This window comes from Pseudoalteromonas sp. NEC-BIFX-2020_015 (assembly GCF_012952265.1).
GTDB lineage: Bacteria > Pseudomonadota > Gammaproteobacteria > Enterobacterales > Alteromonadaceae > Pseudoalteromonas > Pseudoalteromonas neustonica.
The window spans coordinates 166,693-190,972 of record NZ_JABCJL010000001.1 but is presented as its reverse complement, the minus strand read 5'-3'; the positions used below and the strand labels follow the sequence as shown (position 1 = coordinate 190,972).

Annotated in this window: 20 protein-coding genes and 1 tRNA gene; 7 read left to right on the top strand and 14 right to left on the bottom strand. The window is 39.9% G+C overall.

Annotated features, from left to right (window positions below; genetic code table 11):
• From HH219_RS00840 to gyrA, 7 genes are all read right to left on the bottom strand, one after another.
• Positions 1-282: a LapA family protein gene (locus tag HH219_RS00840; protein WP_054203629.1), complete on the bottom strand. Its 282-nt coding sequence runs from the start codon at positions 280-282 to the stop codon at positions 1-3.
• Positions 283-303: 21 nt separating this feature from the next.
• Positions 304-591, bottom strand: coding sequence for an integration host factor subunit beta (ihfB, locus tag HH219_RS00835; protein ID WP_016707218.1), 288 nt, complete (start codon positions 589-591; stop codon positions 304-306).
• A gap of 62 nt (positions 592-653) precedes the next feature.
• Complete coding sequence (gene rpsA / locus HH219_RS00830) at positions 654-2,321, bottom strand: 30S ribosomal protein S1 (protein ID WP_029216020.1); 1,668 nt, start codon at positions 2,319-2,321, stop codon at positions 654-656.
• 95 nt (positions 2,322-2,416) lie between these two features.
• Entirely contained in the window at positions 2,417-3,127 is a 711-nt protein-coding gene (gene cmk / locus HH219_RS00825) for a (d)CMP kinase (protein WP_054453454.1), read from the bottom strand.
• 107 nt (positions 3,128-3,234) lie between these two features.
• Positions 3,235-4,512, bottom strand: coding sequence for a 3-phosphoshikimate 1-carboxyvinyltransferase (gene aroA, locus HH219_RS00820; RefSeq protein ID WP_169326354.1), 1,278 nt, complete (start codon positions 4,510-4,512; stop codon positions 3,235-3,237).
• Entirely contained in the window at positions 4,512-5,594 is a 1,083-nt protein-coding gene (gene serC, locus HH219_RS00815; RefSeq protein ID WP_054203626.1) for a 3-phosphoserine/phosphohydroxythreonine transaminase, read from the bottom strand. The genes aroA and serC overlap by 1 nt, the downstream gene beginning before the upstream one ends.
• 130 nt (positions 5,595-5,724) lie before the next feature.
• Positions 5,725-8,421 carry a DNA topoisomerase (ATP-hydrolyzing) subunit A gene (gene gyrA / locus HH219_RS00810; RefSeq protein ID WP_054203625.1) on the bottom strand — a complete coding sequence of 899 codons (2,697 nt, stop codon included), beginning with the start codon at positions 8,419-8,421 and terminating at the stop codon, positions 5,725-5,727.
• A 179-nt stretch (positions 8,422-8,600) separates the two neighbouring features.
• Here gyrA and ubiG point away from each other — a divergent pair, with 179 nt between their 5' ends.
• The 5 genes from ubiG (at position 8,601) to yfaE (ending at position 14,129) form a co-directional block, all read left to right on the top strand.
• Positions 8,601-9,311, top strand: a complete 711-nt coding sequence (ubiG, locus tag HH219_RS00805; RefSeq protein ID WP_054203624.1) for a bifunctional 2-polyprenyl-6-hydroxyphenol methylase/3-demethylubiquinol 3-O-methyltransferase UbiG — start codon at positions 8,601-8,603, stop codon at positions 9,309-9,311.
• Entirely contained in the window at positions 9,311-9,994 is a 684-nt protein-coding gene (locus tag HH219_RS00800) for an HAD-IA family hydrolase (RefSeq protein ID WP_169326353.1), read from the top strand. The genes ubiG and HH219_RS00800 overlap by 1 nt, the downstream gene beginning before the upstream one ends.
• 380 nt (positions 9,995-10,374) lie before the next feature.
• Positions 10,375-12,657, top strand: coding sequence for a class 1a ribonucleoside-diphosphate reductase subunit alpha (nrdA, locus tag HH219_RS00795; RefSeq protein ID WP_169326352.1), 2,283 nt, complete (start codon positions 10,375-10,377; stop codon positions 12,655-12,657).
• 69 nt (positions 12,658-12,726) lie between these two features.
• Complete coding sequence (gene nrdB, locus HH219_RS00790) at positions 12,727-13,857, top strand: class Ia ribonucleoside-diphosphate reductase subunit beta (RefSeq protein ID WP_054203621.1); 1,131 nt, start codon at positions 12,727-12,729, stop codon at positions 13,855-13,857.
• Positions 13,857-14,129, top strand: coding sequence for a class I ribonucleotide reductase maintenance protein YfaE (gene yfaE, locus HH219_RS00785; RefSeq protein ID WP_054203620.1), 273 nt, complete (start codon positions 13,857-13,859; stop codon positions 14,127-14,129). Before nrdB ends, yfaE begins: the two co-directional genes overlap by 1 nt.
• A 31-nt stretch (positions 14,130-14,160) precedes the next feature.
• On the opposite strand, the gene HH219_RS00780 is transcribed toward yfaE, so the two are convergent.
• Positions 14,161-14,688, bottom strand: coding sequence for a YaeQ family protein (locus HH219_RS00780; RefSeq protein ID WP_054453443.1), 528 nt, complete (start codon positions 14,686-14,688; stop codon positions 14,161-14,163).
• A gap of 149 nt (positions 14,689-14,837) precedes the next feature.
• On the opposite strand from HH219_RS00780, the gene HH219_RS00775 reads away from it, so the two are divergent.
• Positions 14,838-17,255, top strand: a complete 2,418-nt coding sequence (locus HH219_RS00775) for a TonB-dependent receptor (RefSeq protein ID WP_169326351.1) — start codon at positions 14,838-14,840, stop codon at positions 17,253-17,255.
• A 377-nt stretch (positions 17,256-17,632) separates the two neighbouring features.
• Here HH219_RS00775 and HH219_RS00770 read toward each other — a convergent pair whose 3' ends face one another.
• From HH219_RS00770 to HH219_RS00750, 5 genes are all read right to left on the bottom strand, one after another.
• Entirely contained in the window at positions 17,633-18,250 is a 618-nt protein-coding gene (locus HH219_RS00770) for an FKBP-type peptidyl-prolyl cis-trans isomerase (protein ID WP_054203617.1), read from the bottom strand.
• A 104-nt stretch (positions 18,251-18,354) separates the two neighbouring features.
• On the bottom strand, positions 18,355-18,741 hold the full coding sequence (locus tag HH219_RS00765; protein WP_169326437.1) for a hypothetical protein: 387 nt from the start codon (positions 18,739-18,741) through the stop codon (positions 18,355-18,357).
• Positions 18,742-18,790: 49 nt separating this feature from the next.
• Positions 18,791-18,881, bottom strand: a tRNA-Ser gene (locus tag HH219_RS00760).
• Between the two features lie 105 nt (positions 18,882-18,986).
• On the bottom strand, positions 18,987-19,364 hold the full coding sequence (locus HH219_RS00755) for a hypothetical protein (protein ID WP_054203683.1): 378 nt from the start codon (positions 19,362-19,364) through the stop codon (positions 18,987-18,989).
• Positions 19,365-19,564: 200 nt separating this feature from the next.
• Positions 19,565-20,113, bottom strand: coding sequence for an NAD(P)H nitroreductase (locus HH219_RS00750; protein ID WP_054203615.1), 549 nt, complete (start codon positions 20,111-20,113; stop codon positions 19,565-19,567).
• A 778-nt stretch (positions 20,114-20,891) separates the two neighbouring features.
• Between HH219_RS00750 and HH219_RS00745 the strand changes: the two genes are divergently transcribed.
• Entirely contained in the window at positions 20,892-23,711 is a 2,820-nt protein-coding gene (locus tag HH219_RS00745; RefSeq protein WP_169326350.1) for a bifunctional aconitate hydratase 2/2-methylisocitrate dehydratase, read from the top strand.
• 146 nt (positions 23,712-23,857) lie between these two features.
• Here HH219_RS00745 and HH219_RS00740 read toward each other — a convergent pair whose 3' ends face one another.
• Entirely contained in the window at positions 23,858-24,262 is a 405-nt protein-coding gene (locus HH219_RS00740; RefSeq protein WP_169326349.1) for an MAPEG family protein, read from the bottom strand.
• Between the last annotated feature and the right edge of the window lie 18 nt (positions 24,263-24,280).

Sequence of the window (24,280 nt, the reverse complement as noted above, 5' to 3'; positions counted from 1 at the left end):
TTAAGAATCTTTATTAGCTACGAGCTTATTTTTATTTTTTTCAGGTGCTAATTTTTTTTTCAAACGGTAGTTTTGCCACTTCAATTGTGAAAACAACTTAAAGCTTATAAAGCAACCGATCACGACACCTAAAGCAAAACAGATACTTATAATCATTGCGAGGGGTAACGTATTACTGGCAATAATATAATTGATTTTCACCAAGTGCGGATTTTGCGAACCAAGTACAAATGCAAAAATTAGGCATATTGCTACCAGAATAATTTTTAATACCCTAAACAAGTAACTACTCCAACTTAATAACTAGGCAATACTCGCATTTACACGATCGCGTAATTCTTTGCCTGGTTTAAAATGTGGTACATGCTTACCTTCTAACTCAACAGTATCGCCTGTTTTAGGGTTACGACCTGTGCGAGGTGAGCGAAAATGTAATGAGAAACTACCAAAACCACGAATTTCTATGCGATCTGAGCTTGATAATGAGCCGGCCATTTGTTCAAGAATTTCTTTAACAGCATTTTCAACATCTTTCACAGGGACATGTGCGTGTTGCTCGGCTAATTGTTCTATCAATTCTGACTTAGTCATAACGTTTCCTTAAAAAGAGATAAAGGAAGGGCAACACTGCCCTTCCAATTAAGACTGATTAATTAGTCTTTTTGTGCATTTGCGAAAGCAGCTGCCATTGCGTTTTCAAACACTGGCTCTTCTTTCTTAAGCTTTTCTAGTACTTCTTTCTCTTCTGCTTCGAAAAGAGCTTTAACTGAAAGGCTTAAAGTGCGGTTCTTACGATCAACACCAACATATTTCACTTCAATTTCGTCGCCTACAGAAACAACAGTAGTTGCATCTTCAACGCGCTCTTGAGCGATATCAGCTACACGGATGTAACCTTCAACGCCTTCGATAAGTTCAACAGTTGCGCCTTTCGCATCAACTTCAGTCACTTTACCTTTAACAATAGCACCTTTTTTGTTTGCATCAAGGTAGTTATTGAATGGGTCAGCTTCGATTTGCTTAACACCTAGAGAGATACGTTCACGCTCTGGGTCAACTTGCAATACGATAGCAGTGATTTCGTCGCCTTTCTTGAATTCACGTACAGCGTCTTCGCCAGGTGTATTCCAAGAAATGTCTGAAAGGTGTACAAGACCGTCAATACCACCGTCAAGACCGATAAAGATACCGAAGTCAGTGATTGATTTGATCTTACCAGTAACTTGATCGCCTTTGTTTTGAAGACGAGCAAATTCTTGCCAAGGATTAGCAATACATTGCTTAAGACCAAGTGAAATACGACGACGTTCTTCGTCAATTTCAAGAACCATAACTTCAACAGTGTCGCCAAGGCTAACAACTTTTGAAGGATGGATGTTCTTGTTAGTCCAATCCATTTCAGAAACGTGTACTAGACCTTCAACGCCTTCTTCGATTTCTACGAAGCAACCGTAATCAGTAAGGTTAGTTACACGACCAGAAAGTTTAGAACCTTCTGGGTAACGACCAGCGATAGCTGCCCATGGATCTTCGCCAAGCTGTTTAAGACCTAGAGATACACGAGTTTTATCTTTGTCGAATTTAAGAACTTTAACTGCGATTTCGTCGCCAACATTAACGATTTCTGAAGGGTGCTTAACACGCTTCCACGCCATATCAGTAATGTGTAGTAGACCATCAACACCACCAAGGTCAACGAATGCACCGTAGTCAGTAAGGTTCTTAACGATACCTTTAACTTCTTGACCTTCAACAAGGTTAGCAAGAAGCTCTTCACGTTCTTGTGAGTTTTCAGATTCGATAACTGCACGACGTGAAACAACAACGTTGTTACGTTTTTGATCAAGCTTGATTACTTTAAATTCAAGCTCTTTGCCTTCAAGGTGAGTTGTGTCACGTACTGGACGAACATCAACAAGTGAACCAGGTAGGAAAGCACGGATTGAATCAACTTCAACTGTGAAACCGCCTTTAACTTTACCGTTGATAACACCAGTAACAGTCTCTTGCTCTTCACATGCTTTCTCAAGACGGATCCATGCTTCGTGACGCTTAGCTTTCTCACGAGAAAGGATAGTTTCACCGAAACCGTCTTCAATTGCATCTAGTGCAACATCTACTTCGTCGCCAACAGCAACTTCTAGTTCACCAGCAGCATTTTTGAACTGCTCTGCAGGGATAGCACTTTCTGATTTAAGACCAGCATCTACAAGTACAATGTTGTTCTCGATTGAGATAACTGTACCTTTAACAATAGAGCCTTGCTCTGCTTCAAAACCCTTTAAGCTTTCTTCAAATAACTGCGCAAAATTTTCTGACATACGAATATACGTCTCATATATTATTACCAATTAGCAACCATGCTGCATGGGGTTGTTAAAATAGCACTGGCATCCTGCTGGTGCATAAAATGTGTTTAGTTTCGTTTAGGAAACTTACCTTCAGATATTGCAATATCGATTAAAGTTATAACTTTATCAAATACTTGCTGAGCATTAAGCTCGCTAGTATCGAGTTCAATTGCATCATCCGCAGGCACAAGCGGCGCAACAGCGCGATTCATATCGCGATCGTCACGTGCTTTAATGTCTTCTAATAGACCACTTAGTGTAACATCAAGACCGCGCTCATTCAACTCAACAAAACGTCTACGAGCACGTTCTTCTGCACTTGCGGTTAAATATATTTTCAATGGCGCATCTGGAAACACGACAGTGCCCATATCTCGGCCATCTGCAACTAAGCCATTTTCTGTGCGAAATGCGCGCTGGCGGCGTAATAAGGCCTCTCTAACACGTGGTAACGCTGCAACTTTTGACGCTGCAGCACCAACCTCTTCATTACGTATTGTAGTTGATACGTCTTCGCCTTCAAGAATAACTTTTCCAGCATTTGTTTGACTATCCACTAAAAATTGCACATCTAAATTGGCAGCTAAAGGCACTAATGCCTCTTCATTGTCCAATGCAATTTGATGGTGAAGTGCAGCCAGTGATAAAACACGATAAATAGCACCACTGTCTAATACATCCCACCCTAATTTCTCGGCTAACAAGCGACAAACAGTTCCTTTACCTGAACCACTTGGGCCATCAACGGTGATTACGGGCATTAATAACGCCTGCATTTAAACCTCCTTCAATGCACACCAAAATAAAACCGCCATATTATACGTCAGATAATTAAATTTATCCGCTTTTTGTATGTAACTTTTTATATCAACAACGCTGTACCTTAATGACTTACTGACGCTAGGGTCTTGAAAAATGTCGGAAATGTTTTATAGGTACATTTAGGATCATTAATTGTAATTGCTTTTCCACCTACTGCTACCATAGCAAAACACATGGCTATGCGGTGATCGTCGTACGTATCAATTGCAACATCATTAAAGTGTGTTGGGGGGATAATTTCGATAAAATCTTCCCCTTCAACAACTTCAGCCCCGACTTTACGAAGCTCAGTTGCCATTGCATGTAAGCGGTCAGTTTCTTTTACGCGCCAATTATAAATATTACGAATAGCTGTAGGGCCATCTGCAAATAAAGCCACTGTTGCAAGTGTCATCGCTGCATCAGGAATAGCGTTGGCATCTATGTCTACACCTTTCAATTGCCCTTTGCGAACAACTAAGCGCTCATCATACCAATCAATTTTAGCACCCACCTGCTCCATCACTTTGGCAAAACCAATGTCACCTTGCACTGATTTAGCACCAACGCCTTTGATTTCTATTTCACCACCTGCAATCGCAGCTGCAGCTACGAAATAAGAGGCTGATGACGCATCACCTTCAACCATAATGCGTTCAATCGCTTGGTATTGCTGTGCGCCTTTTACGATAAAGGTTTTGTAATCATCATTCGCTACTGCAATACCAAAACGTGCCATGACATCGAGGGTAATATCAATATAAGGTTTTGAAACTAACGCGCCTTTAATTGTGATCTTGGTGTCACCACTGAATAAGGGGGCTGCCATTAATAGCGCGGTTAAAAATTGACTTGAAATACTGCCGTCAATTTCAACCTGTCCGCCCTTAATCTGTCCACCCACGATTTTTAGTGGCGGATAATCTTTATTTTTTAAATAAGTTACATCACCGCCAAGCGCTTGCAGTGCATCAACCAAATGACCAATTGGTCGCTCTTCCATGCGCGGTTCACCAATTAATTCGTACTCGCCTGATACAGCAGCAAGTACGGCCGTTAGAGGACGATACGCTGTACCAGCATTACCAAGAAATAATGGCTCTGATGGGGTTAATAATTGCCCGCCAACACCTTTTACTGTTGCAACTGTTTTATCATCATTGAGGCTTACATCTACACCCAATAATTTTAATGCGCCTAGCATGTGGCGAATATCGTCACTGTCCAATAAATTTTCAACAACCGTTGTACCTTCAGCAAGTCCTGCCAATAATAAAATACGGTTTGATAAACTTTTTGAGCCAGGTAATGTCACGCTACCATTTACGTTATTAATTGGCTCTAAACGTAGTTGCTCCATTAGCTGTTCTCCTTGGCAAACTTTGCCATGAAATCAACTAAAGCCTGTACACCGGCAAGTGGCATTGCGTTATAAATACTCGCGCGCATGCCACCAACAATACGGTGTCCCTCAAGGGCTAGTAAACCAGCTTCTTTAGCGTGTGATAGAAATTGCTGATTCAAGCTTTCATCGTTTAACCAAAATGGTACATTCATGCGTGAACGACAGTGTTTTGCCACTTTATTGTTATAAAATGGCGACTCGTCAATAAAACCATAAAGTAATTCGGCTTTTGCAATGTTTTGCTGTTCCATGGCTTTAACGCCACCATTTTGCTCAAGCCATTCGAACACTTCCGCTGCTAAATACCATGCAAATGTTGGCGGTGTGTTATACATACTGCCTTGCTTAACCTCTAGCGCGTAATCAAATACACCAGGTTTAGCTAAGCCTTGGCGCTCTAACAAGGTTTTACGGATGATGACAATGGCTAAGCCTGATGGACCAATATTCTTTTGCGCGCCAGCATAGATTAAATCAAACTTATTGACGTCAAATTCACGAGATAAGATCGTTGATGACATATCTGCGATTATGGGTGCAGTAGGATGACTTGGTACGTCAAATACTTCAATACCATCAATGGTTTCATTAGGGCAATAATGAATGTATGACGGATCAGCGGGGAATTGCCATTCGCTCACTGGCTTGATTGAAAATTGCTCATCACTATCATTACGTACATCAAGCTCTGTCACTTGTGTAAATTTTAATGCCTCAGTTACTGCGCCTTTTGACCATACGCCGTTTTCACAATACACGGCGGCTTTGTCATCGAGGTGCAAATTTAACGGTACTGCAGCAAATTGACCGCGACCACCACCGTGCATAAATAATATTTCAAACTCGTCACTAATATCCATCAAACGGCGTAGACTTGCTTCACATTTTGCTGTGAGCGCTAAAAACTCTTTACTTCGGTGGCTTATCTCCATCACCGACACACCTAAATCTTGCCAATCAACAAATTCTTTTTGTGCTTTTGCCATTACTTCTGGCGGCAACATTGCAGGCCCCGCACAAAAATTATATTTACTCATTACCTTTCCTCATTCCAGTAATTTAACAATAAGAGTGTATATTTATCCCCGTATCTGGGGATTAATATTATTGCTCTGTTTTATTTTAACAATAAAAAAAAGCGGCCAAAGCCGCTTTTATTTATTAATGCTATTCTGCTGGAGGGTTATCCCCAGCGTCATCATTAACAATCTCGACTACTTCAACGCTTTCGCCTTCGATAGCTTCAAGCTCATCGATTTCAATTTCTTCGATACGTTGTAAACCAACTACTTGCTCTTCGTCAATAGTTCTTATCAAAATAACACCTTGGGTATTACGCCCAACTGTAGAAACTTCGTTAACGCGAGTTCGTACTAAGGTTCCACGATTAGATATAATCATGATTTCATCGTTATCATCAACTTGAACTGCACCAACAACAGCACCATTACGCTCACTTACTTTGATTGATACCACACCTTGAGTCGCACGACTCTTCGATGGATAATCTTCAAGTAAAGTACGCTTACCGTAACCGTTTTCAGTTACTGTTAAGATAGCACCATCTGTCTTAGGTACAATTAATGAGACAACACGTTGACCTTCAGGCATTTTAATACCACGAACACCCGTTGCTGTACGACCCATCTGGCGTACACCTTTGAACTTGATTTCTGGCTTACCATTTTCATCAAGTACTGGGTTACCATTTTCATCTAATACTGGAGATTCTTCAGCTTCTTTAAAGCGAACAACTTTACCAGCATCAGTGAATAGCATGATCTCGTTGCTTCCATCAGTGATGTCTACACCAATTAAGCTATCACCATCGTTTAAGTTAACGGCAATAATACCGCTAGCACGTTGACGGCTATACGCTGTCAGTGGTGTTTTCTTAACTGTACCAAATGCAGTTGCCATAAAGATGTATTTATCTTCTGCATATTCACGCACCGGCAAGATTGCTGTGATACGTTCGTCAGCCTCAAGTGGCAGTAAATTTACAATTGGCTTACCGCGGGCAGCTCGGCTAGCAAGCGGTAATTGATACACTTTAAGCCAATATAAGCGACCAGCTGTTGAGAAACACAGAATCGTATCGTGCGTATTTGCAACTAATAAACGTTCGATGAAATCTTCATCTTTCATCTTCGTTGCTGACTTACCTTTACCACCACGACGCTGTGCTTCGTAATCAGATAATGGTTGATACTTAACGTAACCTTCGTGAGAAAGTGTAACTACTACGTCTTCTTCAGTGATCAAGTCTTCTAAACTGATATCATGCGCTGCGGCATTGATTTCCGTACGACGTTCATCACCATATTGCGCTTTAATTTCAACTAGCTCATCGCGGATAACTTCCATTAAACGCTCTGGTGTAGCAAGAATATATAAAAGCTCAGCAATTAAATCTAATAACGTTTGGTATTCGCTTAGAATCTTTTCGTGCTCAAGACCTGTTAGCTTATGTAAACGCAAATCAAGGATAGCTTGGGCTTGTTGCTCAGAAATATAATACTGGCCATCACGAATGCCTAAGTCATCAGCTAACCAATCAGGACGCGCTACATTTGCTTCACCCGCTTTTTCAAGCATGGCTTTAACATTACCTAGTTCCCACGGACGCGCAGCTAAGGCAATTTTTGCTTCAGCTGGGGTTGGCGAGTTACGGATAAGTTCGATAATTGGGTCAATGTTTGCAAGTGCAATCGCTAAACCTTCGAGCATGTGTGCACGATCGCGGGCTTTACGTAAATCAAATACGGTGCGGCGCGTTACAACTTCACGACGGTGAATAATAAACTCTTCAAGCATTTCTTTTAAATTGAAACACTTAGGTTGATTATTAATTAAGGCAACCATGTTCATACCAAACACAGTTTGTAACTGAGTTTGTGCATAAAGGTTGTTTAGAATCACTTCACCTACATCACCACGTTTGATCTCGATAACGATACGCATACCGTCTTTATCTGATTCATCACGTAATGCACTAATACCTTCAATCTTCTTATCTTTAACCAGCTCTGCAATCTTTTCGATTAAACGCGCTTTGTTTACTTGATAAGGGATTTCGTGAACGATAATCGTTTCACGATGAGTTTTTTCGTCGACTTCGATTTCTGCACGTGCACGCATGTACACTTTACCGCGACCGGTTAAATAGGCTTGTTCAATGCCTTTTTTACCATTAATAATTGCCGCAGTTGGGAAATCTGGCCCCGGAATATAATCCATTAACTCAAGGATTGTTAAATCAGGGTTTTGAATAAGGGCTAAACAACCATTCACAACTTCAGTTAAGTTATGAGGCGGAATGTTTGTTGCCATACCTACCGCAATACCCGATGAACCGTTTACTAATAAGTTAGGAACTTTCGTAGGCAATACGTCAGGAATTTGCTCTGTACCGTCGTAGTTAGGTACAAAATCAACCGTTTCTTTTTCAAGATCGGCCAAAAGCTCATGAGACATTTTCGCCATACGGACTTCCGTATAACGCATTGCTGCTGCTGAGTCACCATCAACTGAACCAAAGTTACCTTGGCCGTCTACTAGCATATAACGTAATGAGAATGGCTGTGCCATACGTACGATCGTGTCATACACAGCGCTGTCGCCATGGGGATGGTATTTACCAATTACGTCACCAACCACACGGGCTGATTTTTTGTAAGGCTTATTCCAATCATTATTAAGCTCGTTCATAGCAAACAAAACGCGGCGGTGAACAGGTTTTAAACCGTCACGTACGTCTGGTAATGCTCGTCCTACAATTACGCTCATCGCGTAATCTAAATAGGAGTTTTTTAACTCGTCTTCAATATTGACTGGCAGAATTTCATTGGCGAAATCAGTCATTTGATATCACATTCCTTCAGTATTTACCCCTAAAGTGCCACATACTGGGCGCTTGCGGGTATTTAGTTATTATTACCAAGTCATGCTACCACAATTTATTTATATTTACAGGCGCTAAATCTTTGCGATTTATTAATTTCCCCCTATATAATGGCCTCAGATTGACGAGGAAGCTTTTTATGACCGAACATCAAAATGTAGATAACGCAGAAATTGCAAAATTTGAAGCCATTGCCGAACGATGGTGGGACCGAGATGGAGAATTTAAACCTCTTCATGAGATCAACCCGTTACGATTAGACTTCATAGCCGACAAAGCCCATGGTTTGTTTGACAAAGAAACACTCGACGTAGGCTGTGGTGGTGGAATTTTAAGTGAAAGTATGGCGCGAATGGGCGCACACGTGACCGGTATTGATATGGGTCAAGAACCATTAACCGTGGCTAAATTGCACAGTTTAGAAACAGGTGTAAATGTTGAGTATATAAAAATACCAGCAGAAGAGTATGCAGCGCAGTACCCTGCTCGCTTTGATACTATTACCTGCATGGAAATGTTAGAACATGTACCTGATCCCGCTTCTATTATCCATGCCGTTGCCAAACTAGCCAAACCGGGTGCGGATGTATTTTTTTCAACCTTAAATAAAACCCCAAAAGCATATTTGTTTGCCATTGTTGGCGCAGAAAAGTTATTAAAAATGGTGCCAGAGGGAACTCACGACCACAAAAAATTTATTAAACCTGCACAACTTATTGCATGGGCAGAGCAAGCTGGATTAAAAGTACGTGCCAGCGCTGGCCTTAGTTATAACCCGCTATCAAAGCAATACAGCTTAAATACCGATGTCAGCGTTAATTATATTTTGCACTTTGAGAAACTGGCGTAATGGCTGACTCTAAAACAGCAACGCCAATTATTAGCTATGATGCCTTTATTTTTGATTTAGATGGCACACTACTGGACACCGCAGATGATCTAGGCGCAGCGCTTAATAGCGTACTCGTTGATCATGATCAACCACAGGTTTCGGCTGACATCTATCGTCCTGCAGCTTCTAATGGTGCCATGGCGCTGCTGGAAGCCGGGTTCGGCCAGCAGTGGCATGCTCACCCAAAGCAAGGTGATTTACGCCAGCAATTGTTAAATGCTTACGCAAATAATATTGCAACGCATAGCCACTGTTTTTCTGGTATAGCGTCTTTATTAATTGCTCTTGAGCAAAAAAACATTAAATGGGGAATAATGACCAATAAACCTGGCTTTTTGACCACCCCATTAGTTTCAGCGATTACTGAATTAAAAGGCGCGCAAGCGGTTGTCAGTGGTGACACGTTAGCAGTAGCCAAGCCTTCCCCATTGCCGCTACTACACACCGCTAATTTATTAGGTGTTGAACCAACTCGGTGTTTATACATAGGTGATGCACAGCGTGACATTGTCGCAGCCAAAGCTGCAAACATGCACAGCGCTACGGCATTATGGGGATATATCCCTAGTGTAGCTGATGCAATAGGCTGGCAAGCTGATTTTAATTGGTACTCCCCTATTGATGCTTTTAACCATATATAGTGCCTAGCTAATTTTTAACCACTACATATTGTGATTGTGTTAATTTTTGTGCATTGATTGCTGATAAAAAAAGCAGCAGAAATTTATTTTTAAAATGAGATAATTTACTCAATCTGGAGTTGATTTTTATAAATTTCATTTTAATCAGAAGGTCAAAGGTTAATGCCCACTAACACAATCATGTTATCCCAACCTTATCCACAATCAAGGGTATTTATGTACCTTGCAAAAGATCGCAGACCACTCTATCTTGTGACCTAGAATTTGATAAGCACCAGATGTTGTGGCTAAGACTTATACAATTAAATTCTCGTTAAAGTAGAATTAACACAATAAAAATTTTTTTAGAAAATATTTCCTCAAGGAATACAGGCAAAATTATGAACCAACAGCTATCTGTAAGCAAACGTGACGGCCGCAAAGAGTCACTTGATTTAGATAAGATCCATCGCGTTATTGCTTGGGCCGCCGAGGGTCTAAAAAATGTCTCTGTCTCGCAAGTTGAATTAAAATCACATATTCAATTTTATGACGGTATTCGTACCGAAGACATTCATGAAACCATCATTAAAGCGGCAGCCGATCAGATCTCTAAAGAGTCTCCTGATTATCAGTACTTAGCTGCACGTTTAGCTGTATTCCACCTACGTAAAAAAGCATATGGTCAATTTGAACCACCTCGTTTATATGATCACATTGTTAAGCTAGTTGAAGACAAGCGCTACGACGCTCACTTACTGGCTGATTACACAGAACAAGAAATTGATGCATTGGACGAGTACCTTGATCATGGACGTGATTTAAACTTCAGCTACGCTGCGGTTAAACAACTTGAAGGTAAATATTTAGTCCAAAACCGCGTTACAGGCGAAATCTATGAGAGCGCGCAGTTTTTATACATTTTAGTAGCCGCCAGTCTGTTTTCAGATTACCCAAAAAAAACACGTTTAGATTACATTAAACGTTTTTACGACGCAGTTTCATTATTTAAAATTTCATTACCAACTCCAATCATGGCCGGGGTACGTACGCCGACACGTCAATTTAGTTCATGTGTACTTATTGAGTGTGGTGATAGCTTAGATTCTATCAATGCAACATCATCCGCGATTGTAAAATACGTATCGCAACGTGCAGGCATTGGTATTAATGCTGGTAGCATTCGTGCACTTGGTAGCCCTATTCGCAATGGCGAAGCCTACCACACCGGTTGTATTCCTTTTTATAAGCACTTCCAAACAGCCGTTAAAAGCTGCTCGCAAGGTGGTGTGCGTGGTGGTGCAGCCACGTTGTTCTACCCGCTTTGGCATTTAGAAGTTGAAAATTTATTAGTACTTAAAAACAACCGTGGTGTTGATGATAACCGTGTACGTCACCTTGACTACGGTGTTCAGTTTAATAAACTTATGTACTCGCGTTTAATTAAAGACGATTACATCACGCTCTTTAGCCCATCAGACGTGCCTGGTTTATATAATGCGTTTTTTGAAGATCAAGATGAATTTGATAAATTATATGTGCAGTACGAACAAGATGACTCAATTCGTAAAAAACGTATTAAAGCCATTGAACTGTTTTCAATGTTTGCACAAGAGCGTGCAAGTACAGGCCGTATTTACTTACAAAATGTAGATCACTGTAATACACACAGCCCATTCATTGCTAAAGTTGCGCCCATTCGTCAATCTAACTTATGTTTAGAAATAGCGTTACCAACTAAGCCGCTTAACAATGTAAATGATGAAGAAGGCGAGATTGCTTTATGTACTTTGTCAGCATTTAACTTAGGTGCGATTGAGTCACTGGATGAGCTTGAAGAACTTGCAGAACTGGCTGTACGCGCCCTTGATAATCTGCTTGATTTCCAAGACTACCCAGTCCCTGCTGCAAAAAATGCAACCATGGGTCGTCGCACATTAGGTATAGGCGTAATCAACTACGCTTACTATCTTGCTAAAAATGGTAAGCGTTACTCTGATGGCAGTGCTAACGCATTAACGCACAAAACATTTGAAGCAATTCAGTACTACCTAATGAAAGCATCAAATGAACTTGCAAAAGAACGCGGTGCTTGCCCTAAATTTAACGAAACAACGTATTCACAAGGTATTATGCCAACAGATACGTATAAGCGTGATTTAGATAAAATCTGTGATGAGCCATTGCATCTAGATTGGGACACATTGCGTGCCAATATTAAAGAGTATGGTATGCGTAACTCAACGTTATCTGCGTTGATGCCGTCAGAGACATCGTCACAAATTTCAAACGCAACGAATGGTATTGAGCCTCCTCGCGGGCATATCAGTGTAAAAGCCAGTAAAGATGGTATTTTAAAGCAAGTTGTGCCTGAGTATGAGCGCCTAAAAGATAGCTACGAGTTATTATGGGATATCCCATCAAACAAAGGTTATTTAGAACTTGTTGGTATTATGCAAAAATTTGTTGACCAAACAATTTCTGCAAACACTAATTATGATCCAAATAAGTTTGAAGGGGGTAAAGTACCTATGAAGGTGTTACTACAAGACTTACTAGGTGCATATAAACTAGGGGTTAAAACACTTTACTACCATAATACACGTGATGGTGCTTCTGATATGCAAGACGAAACACCAGAAGTGGAAGATGATGATTGTGCAGGCGGCGCATGTAAAATCTAATCGATTATAAATATAAATTTGAAGCGGGCTTTACGCCCGCTTTATCCTGTTCGTTTTTTGAGTGATCTTATGTCTTATACTACTTTTAGCCGAAACCATAATAACCAACTACAAGAACCGATGTTTTTCGGCCAAACCGTTAACGTATCGCGTTATGATCAACAGAAGTACCCTATTTTCGAAAAATTAATTGAAAAACAACTTTCGTTTTTTTGGCGCCCAGAAGAAGTTGATGTAAGCAAAGACCGCTTAGATTTCCAAGCCTTGCCAGATCACGAAAAACATATATTTTTAAGTAATTTAAAATACCAAACTTTGCTTGATAGTGTACAAGGTCGATCGCCTAATGTTGCATTACTGCCAATTGTGTCTATTCCTGAGCTTGAAACTTGGATTGAGACATGGGCATTCAGTGAAACAATTCATAGCCGTTCATATACACATATTATTCGTAATGTAACTCAAGCCCCTGAACTTATTTTTGACGATATCGTCAGTAATGAAAAAATTAGTGAACGTGCTGATGCGGTAACTAAATATTACGACGAGTTAATTAATAAAGTTGCCGTATACAACTTATATGGTGAAGGTAAGCATGTGCTTAACGGTGAAACCGTTAATATCAGTTTATTTGAGCTTAAAAAACTTTTGTACCTTGCCATGATGTCAGTGAATATTTTAGAAGCGATCCGCTTTTATGTTAGCTTTGCTTGCTCATTTGCATTTGCTGAGCGAGAGCTAATGGAAGGTAATGCAAAAATAATAAAACTTATTGCCCGTGATGAAGCACTGCATTTATCTGGTACACAACATATTCTTAATATTATGCAAGATGGCAAAGATGACCCTGAAATGGCTATTGTAGCCGCACAGTGTCGTGAAGAAGCAATTCAAATGTTTGTTGATGCTGCTGAGCAAGAAAAAGAATGGGCTGAGTATTTATTTAAAGATGGATCCATGATTGGTTTAAATAAAGATATTCTTTGTCAATACGTAGAATACATTACCAATGCACGTATGATTGCAGTTGGCCTACCTGCACAATTTCCGAGTAACAGCAATCCAATTCCTTGGATCAGCTCATGGCTTGTTTCTGATAATGTACAGGTTGCCCCACAGGAAGCCGAAATAAGCTCATATCTTGTTGGCCAAATTGACTCGCAAGTAGATGCGTCTGACTTTGGTGATTTTGATCTCTAATGTCTGTACAAAAAACTGCAAAGGTTCACCTTGCAGATGACAGCCAGTGTTTTGATTTTAATACTGGCTGCCCTTCTCTTTTAGACTGTTTAGAACAAAACAAATTAACTGTGCCCTATCAGTGCCGCGAAGGCTATTGTGGTGCCTGTAGGGCAACGCTTATTGATGGAACTGTTAATTATAACCAAGAGCCTTTAGCATTTGTCAGAGAAGGCGAAGTATTACTGTGTTGTTGTAAACCAAATGGCAGTATTACCCTGAGTTTTAAATGATTAAAAGACGAGATATAAGCATTAGTACGTTTTAGTGCCAATCAAATTTATTCGTTTCATAGCAATGATCTTTATCGCTAATCATCAAACTTGTGTCATCTATTATAACATCCCAGCTTAAGTTTCTCGTTAAGCCAGCCCGTATATCATCAATAAACTGCTGATCAATTTCAATAATATGGCTGTTTGAAAAGAAACTCAATCGTGTCTGAACATCCGCTAGCCAATCAGTATTGGCGGCGGTCAATATAAGAAGCTCATCAACATTTTTGGCTATTTTAATTAGCTGCTCTGCATCGGGCTTATCAACACTTAGCCATGTCTTATAATGCTCGTCTAAGGCTTTAATACTAACGTCTGGCGTTAGTTTATCAAATTGCTTATTTATCACCGCATCTTTATCATAAGATAGCAGACAGTAACCAAGTAGCTTTAAAATAAAATGCTCTAAGCTCTCATTCTTAACTAAAGCCGTAGTGAACACTTCTTGGTGGTTCCGTTGCTGGCGCAAATCAGCAATAGTAAACCGAGCTTTAAAAACGCGGGTTTTATCACTCATTGCAAATACCTATGATCGGCTACTTAAAAGTAAGTATAGCGGATATAAAAATTTAAGCGGATTATTAAAAGTTATGGTATAACATTATTGATCCACTTTATTGTTGGTGTTATATTATATCACAACATAATCATCACGATGTAGTACCCATGATCCGACATTCATTAATTTCCACTGCAATAATCACTGCCCTTAGTTCATTTTCCGCTCATGCTGGCATTATCAAAGGCCAAGTATTAGATACTAATAATCAACCAATTAGTCAGGCCGATGTACATATACACGGAAAAACACAATCAATTAAAACTGATGACAATGGTCAATTCAGTATTAATGTTGATGCCAATAGTCAATTACACATAAGTAAAAGTAATTACATTGATGCACGTATTGCAGTAAATGAAGCTAGCTCGGCTCTAAATATTACACTCACCCCAACGTCTGTTGAAACGATGGTCGTATATGCGTCAGCTTTGCATAAAAACAGCTTAGAAATGATTTCGCCAGTGAGCGTACTTGCTGGTGATGAATTACGTAACAAAGCTAAACCAACCCTAGGTGAAACTCTCAAGGGAATTCCTGGCGTAAATGCCAGTTATTTTGGTCCGGTATCATCAAGTCCAATTATCCGTGGTTTAGATGGCCCGCGCGTTAAGATCACACAAAATGGATTAGACAGTAGTGATGCGTCACGCATTGGTCCTGATCACGCGACCTCAAACGATAGTTTAGCTGCAGAACAAATTGAAGTTTTACGTGGACCTGCAACCCTACTCTATGGGTCAGGTGCGATCGGCGGCGTGGTAAATGTTGTTGATAACCGAATTCCGACTGATAACATTGAACAGCTAACTGGTGCTGTTGAATACACCCATGACACGGTTTCAAATGCTAATACGTATGCAGCAAAACTGGAAACAGGTCACAACAACTTTAATTTTCATTTTGATGGTACAAAACGTACTGGTGATGATTATCAAACGCCGCGTTTTGATTTACCCGAAGAAGAGCACGAAGATCATGACGGCCATGAAGAAGAACATGAAACCGCAACATCTGTAGAAAACACATTTATTGATAGTCAAACCGTTAATTTTGGTACCAGTTATGTGGGTGAACATTTTACTCTTGGTTTGGCTTACGGACGTATTGATACTGACTACGGTATCCCTGCACATGAACACCATGAACACGAACACGATCATGAGCTCGGCCATGACCACGAAGAAGGTGAAGAAACGCCAGTTTATGCACGTGTAGAGCAAGATCGCTGGCAAGGTCTTATGAGCTATGCGTTGCATAATAATTGGATAGAAACAATTAACTTACGTGTTGGTTATACTGACTATCGTCATGCTGAAATTGAAGATGGTGCTATTGGTACTATTTTTAGTAACGAAACTACAGAAGCACGATTAAACATTGAGCATAAGTTTGCTAATTGGCACGGTATGGTAGGTTATCACTTTAGCGATTCTGACTATGACGCTAATGGCGAAGAAGCATTTACTCCAGCCAGTAAAACAACCAGTCATGCAATCTTTATTTTAGAAGAGCAGCAAATTGGTGATGTTACTATTGAGTTTGGTGCACGCTTAGAAGATTACACTATTGATAGCGCAGTCGCAGACCATGAGCATGACCATGACCATGACCATGACCATGACCATGACCATGACCATGACCATGACCATGATGAGTCAAACGCACAAACACAGCTATACAGTAAAAGTTTCACTAATTTAAGCGTCTCTGCAGGTGGTATTTGGCAGTATACGCCAGGACAAAGTATCGCACTAAGCTTATCTCATTCTGAACGAGCACCGCTTTCTGCTGAATTACTTTCAAATGGTGTTCATATTGCCACCGGCACCTATGAACTTGGCCTAGGCTATGAAATTGAAGAAGGTGAGATTCACTTTGAGCCAGAGGATATAAAACAAGAAACATCAACTAATATTGATTTAAGTTTTAGACGCTTTAGTGGTGATTTTGGTTATACCGTTAACTTTTTTTATAACGATATTGAAAATTTCTATTATCAGCAAAATACGGGTCTAGTCTTCGATGAAGAGCACGGTTTAGAAGCTGCAGAAGAAGGTCACGAAGGTGACATGACTGTATATCAATTTGTAAGCAAAGATGCACAATTATATGGTCTAGAATTTGATGCGCATTACAAAATAAATTCAAATGCGATGATCAAGCTTTTTGGTGATTCTACAACGGCCAAGCTATCTTCTGACGATAATAACTTACCGCGTATACCTGCGAACAAGTTAGGCTCTGAGTTACAATATAATCTTAATGATTGGCAGTTTAGCTTAACCGGCACACATTATTTTGAACAAAATGACATTACCGCTTATGAAACTGCAACTGATAGCTATACATTATTTGATGCACAAGCAAATTACCAATTAACCGTTGGCCCTGTTGATACACAATTTTATATCAATATAGATAATATTACAGATGAATTAGGCTTTGTTCACAGCTCTTTTATCAAGGATAAAGCCCCTCTACCTGGTCGTAATTTTAGAATTGGTGTACGTGGTTACTTTTAATACCAATCTGGGTCGATATGGGGTCTATTTAATGACAAGTAAATTGCGTTATAACGAAGACGTGTTGACCTTTCGTGATTAATTTTGCAGCAGTATGTTTGGCATTTAGGCAAGGCAGCGCCTATGGTGTGGGTTGTTCCCCATAAATAGGCGATAACGCAGTATAAATGCCAAACATGCGCTGCCCAAAGGGTTCTTCCTAAGCAAAAATTTTTATATCTAGTGGTTCTAAATTAAAAATTTTTAACGACGTTATAGCGTGATTTAATTCATTAAATTGTTCAAATGTTAATGCTGATTAGTATAATATTACTTTGTAACAACAAAAAGCCGCGCTAATAAATATTAGCGCGGCTTTTTAATATCAAAATGTCTAATTAAAGAATTTCGATTAACTCAACATCAAAAATAAGCGTTGAGAAAGGAGCAATTGCAGCGCCAGCACCACGTTCACCATAAGCAAGCTCATGAGGAACATATAAACGCCATTTTGAGCCAGTGCCCATCATTTGCAATGCTTCAGTCCAACCTTTGATCACGCCACCTACAGGGAACTCAGCAGGTTGACCACGCTCATAAGAGCTATCAAAAACAGTACCGTTGATTAATGTACCATGGTAATGAGTACGTACAGTTGATTCTGCCGTTGGCTTAGCGCCTTCACCAGCAGTTAATACTTCATACTGTAAACCAGACTCAGTTACTGTGATTTCAGAACGTTTTGCATTTTCTTCTAAAAATGAAATGCCTTCAGCAGAGAGTACTTTTGACTCTTCTTCACGACGTGCTTGAATTTCTGTATTGATTTTTTCGAATGCAGCTTGGATCTCAGGGATCTCGACTTGGAAGTCGCTACCAGCATACGCATCTTTCATGCCTTCAAATACTGAATTTAAGTTTAAACCTTCGAATGGATTAGCTTTAAGTTGCTCACCCATTTGTAAGCCAATACCGTAACTTGCTTTTTCAGCATCTGTAGTAAAATTATCTGACATAATGTGTTTCACGTTTTGTTTATACCAACCTATCATGCGCTGGTATCAGTTAAAAGACGCGTCTATGCTATCATAAAAAAAAGCCCTTTTGGGCTTCTTTAAGCTTAGTTTTTATTGAGTTTTTGCTTAATTAGGCCCATTGCAAAAGTAAATACTGGCAGGCTGATTAAAATACCAGCAAGCAATGGTCTACTCAATAATGCATGCGTACCAACTAATACCGCAGGTACTACAACAACACCAACGACCCCAATAAAAAATGCACCAATCACAGGCCAATGTTTGTCATATTTTGTGATCAAATGTCCACTGAGAATATTGAAACCTAAACAATAAACAAACGACGTAAGTAAAACAGCATCAGGTTGGGCATCAATAGCCATTTTGACGAGCAAGTTGATGGCACTGTGATAGCAATAAGCAAATACAGTCCATAACAGGACATGTTTGACCACCCGTTGCACCGTGTTTAATTGGTTTTGTTGAGACATCATAAACTCCAGATAGCAAAAAGCCGCCCATAAGGCGGCTTTTTAAATATGGTGGAGAGATAGGGATTTGAACCCTAGATGGGCTATAAACCCATGCCGGTTTTCAAGACCGGTGCATTCGACCACTCTGCCATCTCTCCGTACGGCGCGGATAATAGTGGGAATGACTCTTTTTGTAAACCCCTAAAATGCAAAAAACCTAAAATAATTGATATTATAGGTTTTTTAACTCATTTTAAGACAGTTCAATAATATTGCTTAGGTCGACGAGCAATTAGTGAGCATAATGAACACGCTAATAAACTTAAGCTAACAAAGCTAATAACTTGGAATATCAAATCAAATCTGTTTAGGTCACCGCTTGGCATAATCACCAAAATAAATGCCGGTAATACACTTAACATCACTACGTACAAACACACTTTAAATGCTCGACCAAAATCAAATCGTTTACTGCGTTGCATCCACCAAGTCAGTAAAACAAGAATACTCATCGCTGAAAAGGCCACTAAATACGGTGTTTTTGTACTCATTGCGATATAAAGAGTCAGCGCTGCGCCAACCAAGCCCCATAAGGACCACGTTAACCATTTCTCTTTTTCACGTAGAAATAAATTTCCCATCATTCTCGTCTTCTTTATCGTTATTTTTATAAGACTATCCATACACTAACAAAAAACAACAGATTAAAAAACATACTGCAGAAGAAATAGTTCAATTAATGCATCCATGCACTTCTTACAGCTAAAGCAGAGTAACACGTTTAAACTTAATATGATGTGACCAGATTTTTAGAGAAAAGTTCATTCATTTGTGAAAATGATTATAAATTTGTAAAAAAGTGTTCAGGGCTATGACGGACAGATTTTTTACAATCAACTGCTGGTGTCCCTAAATAAAGATACCCGACAATTTCATCTTCACGAGTTAAGCTTAAAGCACCTTTAACTGCATCACTCTGTGCAAAATAACCCGTGCGCCACACACCACCTAAACCTTGAGCGAAAGCTGCTTGTTGCATAGCTAACACCGCACACCCAGCACTTTGAACTTGCTCTACGCGTGGAACTTTTGGGTGAGCTTGGTATTTTGCAATAGCGATAATAATCATCGGGGCACGCAGCGGTAATTCTTTCGCACGATTAATCACTTTTTCATCTTGTTGCTCTGCAATGGCACTTTGATGATAGATCTCACCCAAACGTTCACGCCCTTCCCCCTCAACAACAATAAATTGCCATGGTGCAATACAGCCATGATCTGGCACTCGCAGCGCCGCCTGTTTAATAATACTAAGTTGATCATCATTAGGGCCTGGGGCAATCAATCGAGGATCTGATTGGCGGGTTAATAAAAGTTCAATAGCATCCATAGCAAATCTCTTATTTAAAAGAAAAGAGCATACCATTGATAGTGAACGCTGAGAAAGTGATCTGAGCCAATACTTTGAGATACTTCGTTGATAAAATAAAATGACACAAAGCGACATCTGAACACTTACTGGTTGATTAAACTCAATGATATTACAGTCTGGATCGCTGATGAAAAAAGCCGAGAGCGATATAAATTTAATCAGGAGACATAATAGAACTTCTTATCTCATATATGATTGCACTAACCTGAAACTTCCGAACTCGCAATTCCACAACCCTTTAATGAGCTGGACGCGGAAACTTTGCTCGATTTTACTTAGCCCCTCGATTCCAAACCTCGCGCCGCGATTAAATCGCCCCTAGATTGAACAAATTTCAATCCACAAAGGTCAACACGTTCTAACTCGTAAATCACAGCTTTTATCCTATTTTAGCCGAAATAATCATTATTTAGATGTTTAAACACATACGTACATTATGCATCAACTGTTCAGAAGACATTAAACAACAAAAATCCTCCATTGTTTAATTTTTACAGTTAGACGAGTATGCGCTACAACCATCGTACATTCACAAGATTAATAGTGAATATTCATTTCATATATACAAATTATGGTGCAAGTGCGATAAAATCCTACCTTGTGTATAGATACCGTCAACGTAAAACCAGCTATAATTATAGTTGGGCACAAAGCTTTTTTCATTTGGGCATTACTAGTCACTGTAAATCAGTTAAAATGCTTAACTTCATATCAAGTAAAATACCGAGAGTTTTCTATGAGTTTGTATACAAAATATATGGAAGAAATCCAAACCCGTAAAACGGAACTTGGATTAAACCCAAAACCAATTGATAGTGCAGAGCTACTATCTGAAATCATCACTCAAATAAAAGATACGAACAACGAGCATCGTGAAGATTCTCTGCATTTCTTTATCTATAATACATTACCAGGAACAACGAGTGCTGCGGGCGTTAAAGCACAGTTTTTAAAAGAAATTATTCTTGGTGACGAAGCTGTAACAGAAATCACTACTGAATATGCTTTTGAGCTTCTTTCACACATGAAAGGCGGCCCTTCAATTGAAATGCTACTTGATCTAGCATTTGCTGATAACGCAGAAATTGCTGCACAAGCGACTGACGTACTTAAAACACAAGTGTTCTTATACGATGCAGATACTGCTCGCTTAGAAGCAGCATATAAAGCAGGCCACCCTGTTGCAAAAGAGTTATTAGAAAGCTACGCACAAGCTGAATTTTTCACTAAGCTGCCAGAAATTGCAGAAAAAATCGATGTTGTAACCTACATCGCTGGTGAAGGTGATATTTCAACTGATTTATTATCTCCTGGTAATCAAGCGCACTCACGTGCCGACCGTGAATTACACGGCAAATGCATGATCACACCAGAAGCACAGCAAGAAATCGGTGAGTTACAGAAAAAACACCCAAATGCAAAAGTAATGCTAATTGCTGAAAAAGGCACCATGGGCGTGGGTTCATCACGTATGTCTGGCGTGAATAACGTCGCACTTTGGGCAGGTAAACAAGCAAGTCCATACGTTCCGTTCATCAACATTGCACCAGTGGTTGCAGGAACTAACGGTATTTCACCAATCTTCCTAACAACCGTTGATGTAACTGGTGGTATCGGTCTTGACCTTAAAAACTGGGTTAAGAAGGTAGATGCTAACGGTAACACAGTAACAGATGCTAACGGCGACGCAGTTCTTGAAGAAGCGTATTCTGTTGCTACTGGTACAGTTTTAACGATTAATACCAAAGAGAAGAAATTATACAACGGCGATAAAGAGCTTGCTGATGTGTCTTCTGCATTCAGTGCTCAAAAAATTGAATTTATGAAAGCTGGCGGCTCTTATGCCGTGGTATTTGGTAAAAAACTACAAACATTTGCAGCAGAAACTTTAGGTATTGATATACCGCTTGTATATGCACCGGCTAAAGAAATATCGCATGAAGGTCAAGGCTTAACAGCCGTTGAAAAAATCTTCAACCGTAATGCCGTTGGCGTATTGTCTGACTCACCGCTACACGCGGGTTCTGATGTACGTGTTAATGTAAACATTGTTGGTTCACAAGATACAACTGGCCCAATGACGGCGCAAGAATTAGAAGCAATGGCAGCCTCTGTTATTTCTCCTATTCTCGACGGTGCATATCAATCAGGTTGTCATACAGCATCAGTATGGGATAGCAAAGCGCAAGCAAATATTCCTAAATTAATGGCGTTCATGAATAAATTTGGCCTGATCACAGCACGTGATCCGCAAGGCGTTTATCATGCAATGACTGACGTAATCCACAAAGTATTAAACGACATCACAATTGATGACCGCGCTATTATCATTGGTGGTGACTCACATACCCGTATGTCTAAAGGCGTAGCGTTTGGTGCTGACTCAGGTACTGTGGCATTAGCACTTGCAACGGGTGAAGCGGCAATGCCAATTCCAGAGTCTGTTAAAGTAACCTTTAAAGGCAGCATGGCTAAGCATATGGATTTCCGTGACGTTGTTCACGCAACTCAAGCGCAAATGCTTAAGCAATTTGGCGGTGAAAACGTATTCCAAGGCCGTGTTATTGAAGTACACATTGGTACTCTAATGGCTGACCAAGCGTTTACTTTCACGGATTGGACTGCAGAAATGAAAGCGAAAGCATCAATCTGTATTTCTAACGACGAAACGTTGATCAAGTCTATTGAGTTGGCTAAGAGCCGTATCCAAATCATGATCAACAAAGGTATGGATAATAAAGCACAAACACTTCAAGGTCTTATCGACTTAGCTAACACTCGTATCGAAGAGATCAACAGCGGCACAAACCCTGCGCTTGCACCTGATGATGTAGCTAAATACTACGCTGAAGTAGTGGTTGATCTTAATGAAATCGTTGAGCCAATGATTGCCGATCCAGACGTAAACAACGACGATGTATCTAAGCGTTATACTCATGACGTTATTCGCCCTGTTTCATACTACACTGACAAGCCAGTTGATTTGGCGTTTGTTGGTTCGTGTATGGTTCATAAAGGCGATATGAAAATCATCGCTCACATGTTACGCAACCTTGAAAAGAAAAACGGTTCAATCGTCTTTAATGCACCATTAGTTGTTGCACCACCAACATACAACATCGTTGATGAGCTAAAAGCTGAAGGCGATTGGGCAATCTTGGCTAAGTACGCTGGTTTTGAATTTGACGATGCGAAACCAAAAACTGCGGCACGTACTAAGTATGAAAATATCTTATACTTAGAACGCCCAGGCTGTAACTTATGCATGGGTAACCAAGAAAAAGCTGAACCTGGTGACACTGTAATCGCCACATCAACACGTCTGTTTCAAGGTCGTGTTGTAGCTGATACATCAGATAAAAAAGGTGAATCACTGCTTGGTTCTACACCACTTGTAGTACTTGCAAGCGTATTAGGCCGTTTCCCTACAATCGAAGAATATAAGTCTGCGGTTGAAGGCATTGACCTAACATCGTTCACACCGGTTGAAGAAGCAATGATCACTAAATTCAGTGCTGAAAAATCTGTGCCTGTCAAAGTAGTTGACGCTAGCTAATTTAGTTTAGTAATTAAAAAGCGCGTTTTAAACGCGCTTTTTTAATGTTACGAGCAATGTCATTTACATTCACTCCCGCTTAGGCTCGAAAGGTCAGTGATTACATTCATTTATGAAAATACTATTGAATTAAAATTAGACAACAATCACAGCCAACCCCATAGACCTGTCACAAACATGCCAAGTAAACTAACAAAACTTGTTGCAAATGCTATGCTACGTAATAGTTTAAGATCCAAGTAATAACATAACATGTGCCCAATGCGCCCAGCTAAATACATTAATGAGCATCCATTCAACCATGTTGGGTTTGCTGCTGAAAAAATAGCAAAAAGAGCAAATAAAATTAATATCGCCGCACTTTCATTGCTATTTATTAACGCTCGGTGTGAACGAAACAAAAAACTGCTGTGATTTTGCTCTATTGAAAAACCCGGAGTATGCTTAGCTTTAATACTAACTACATCAGCAAGTGCCAATTGAACCCAAAACAAAAACCCAGATAACCCTAGTACTAAAACCGTTACTTTATACGGGATAATAAAGTCCATTTTACACACTCCTTAATT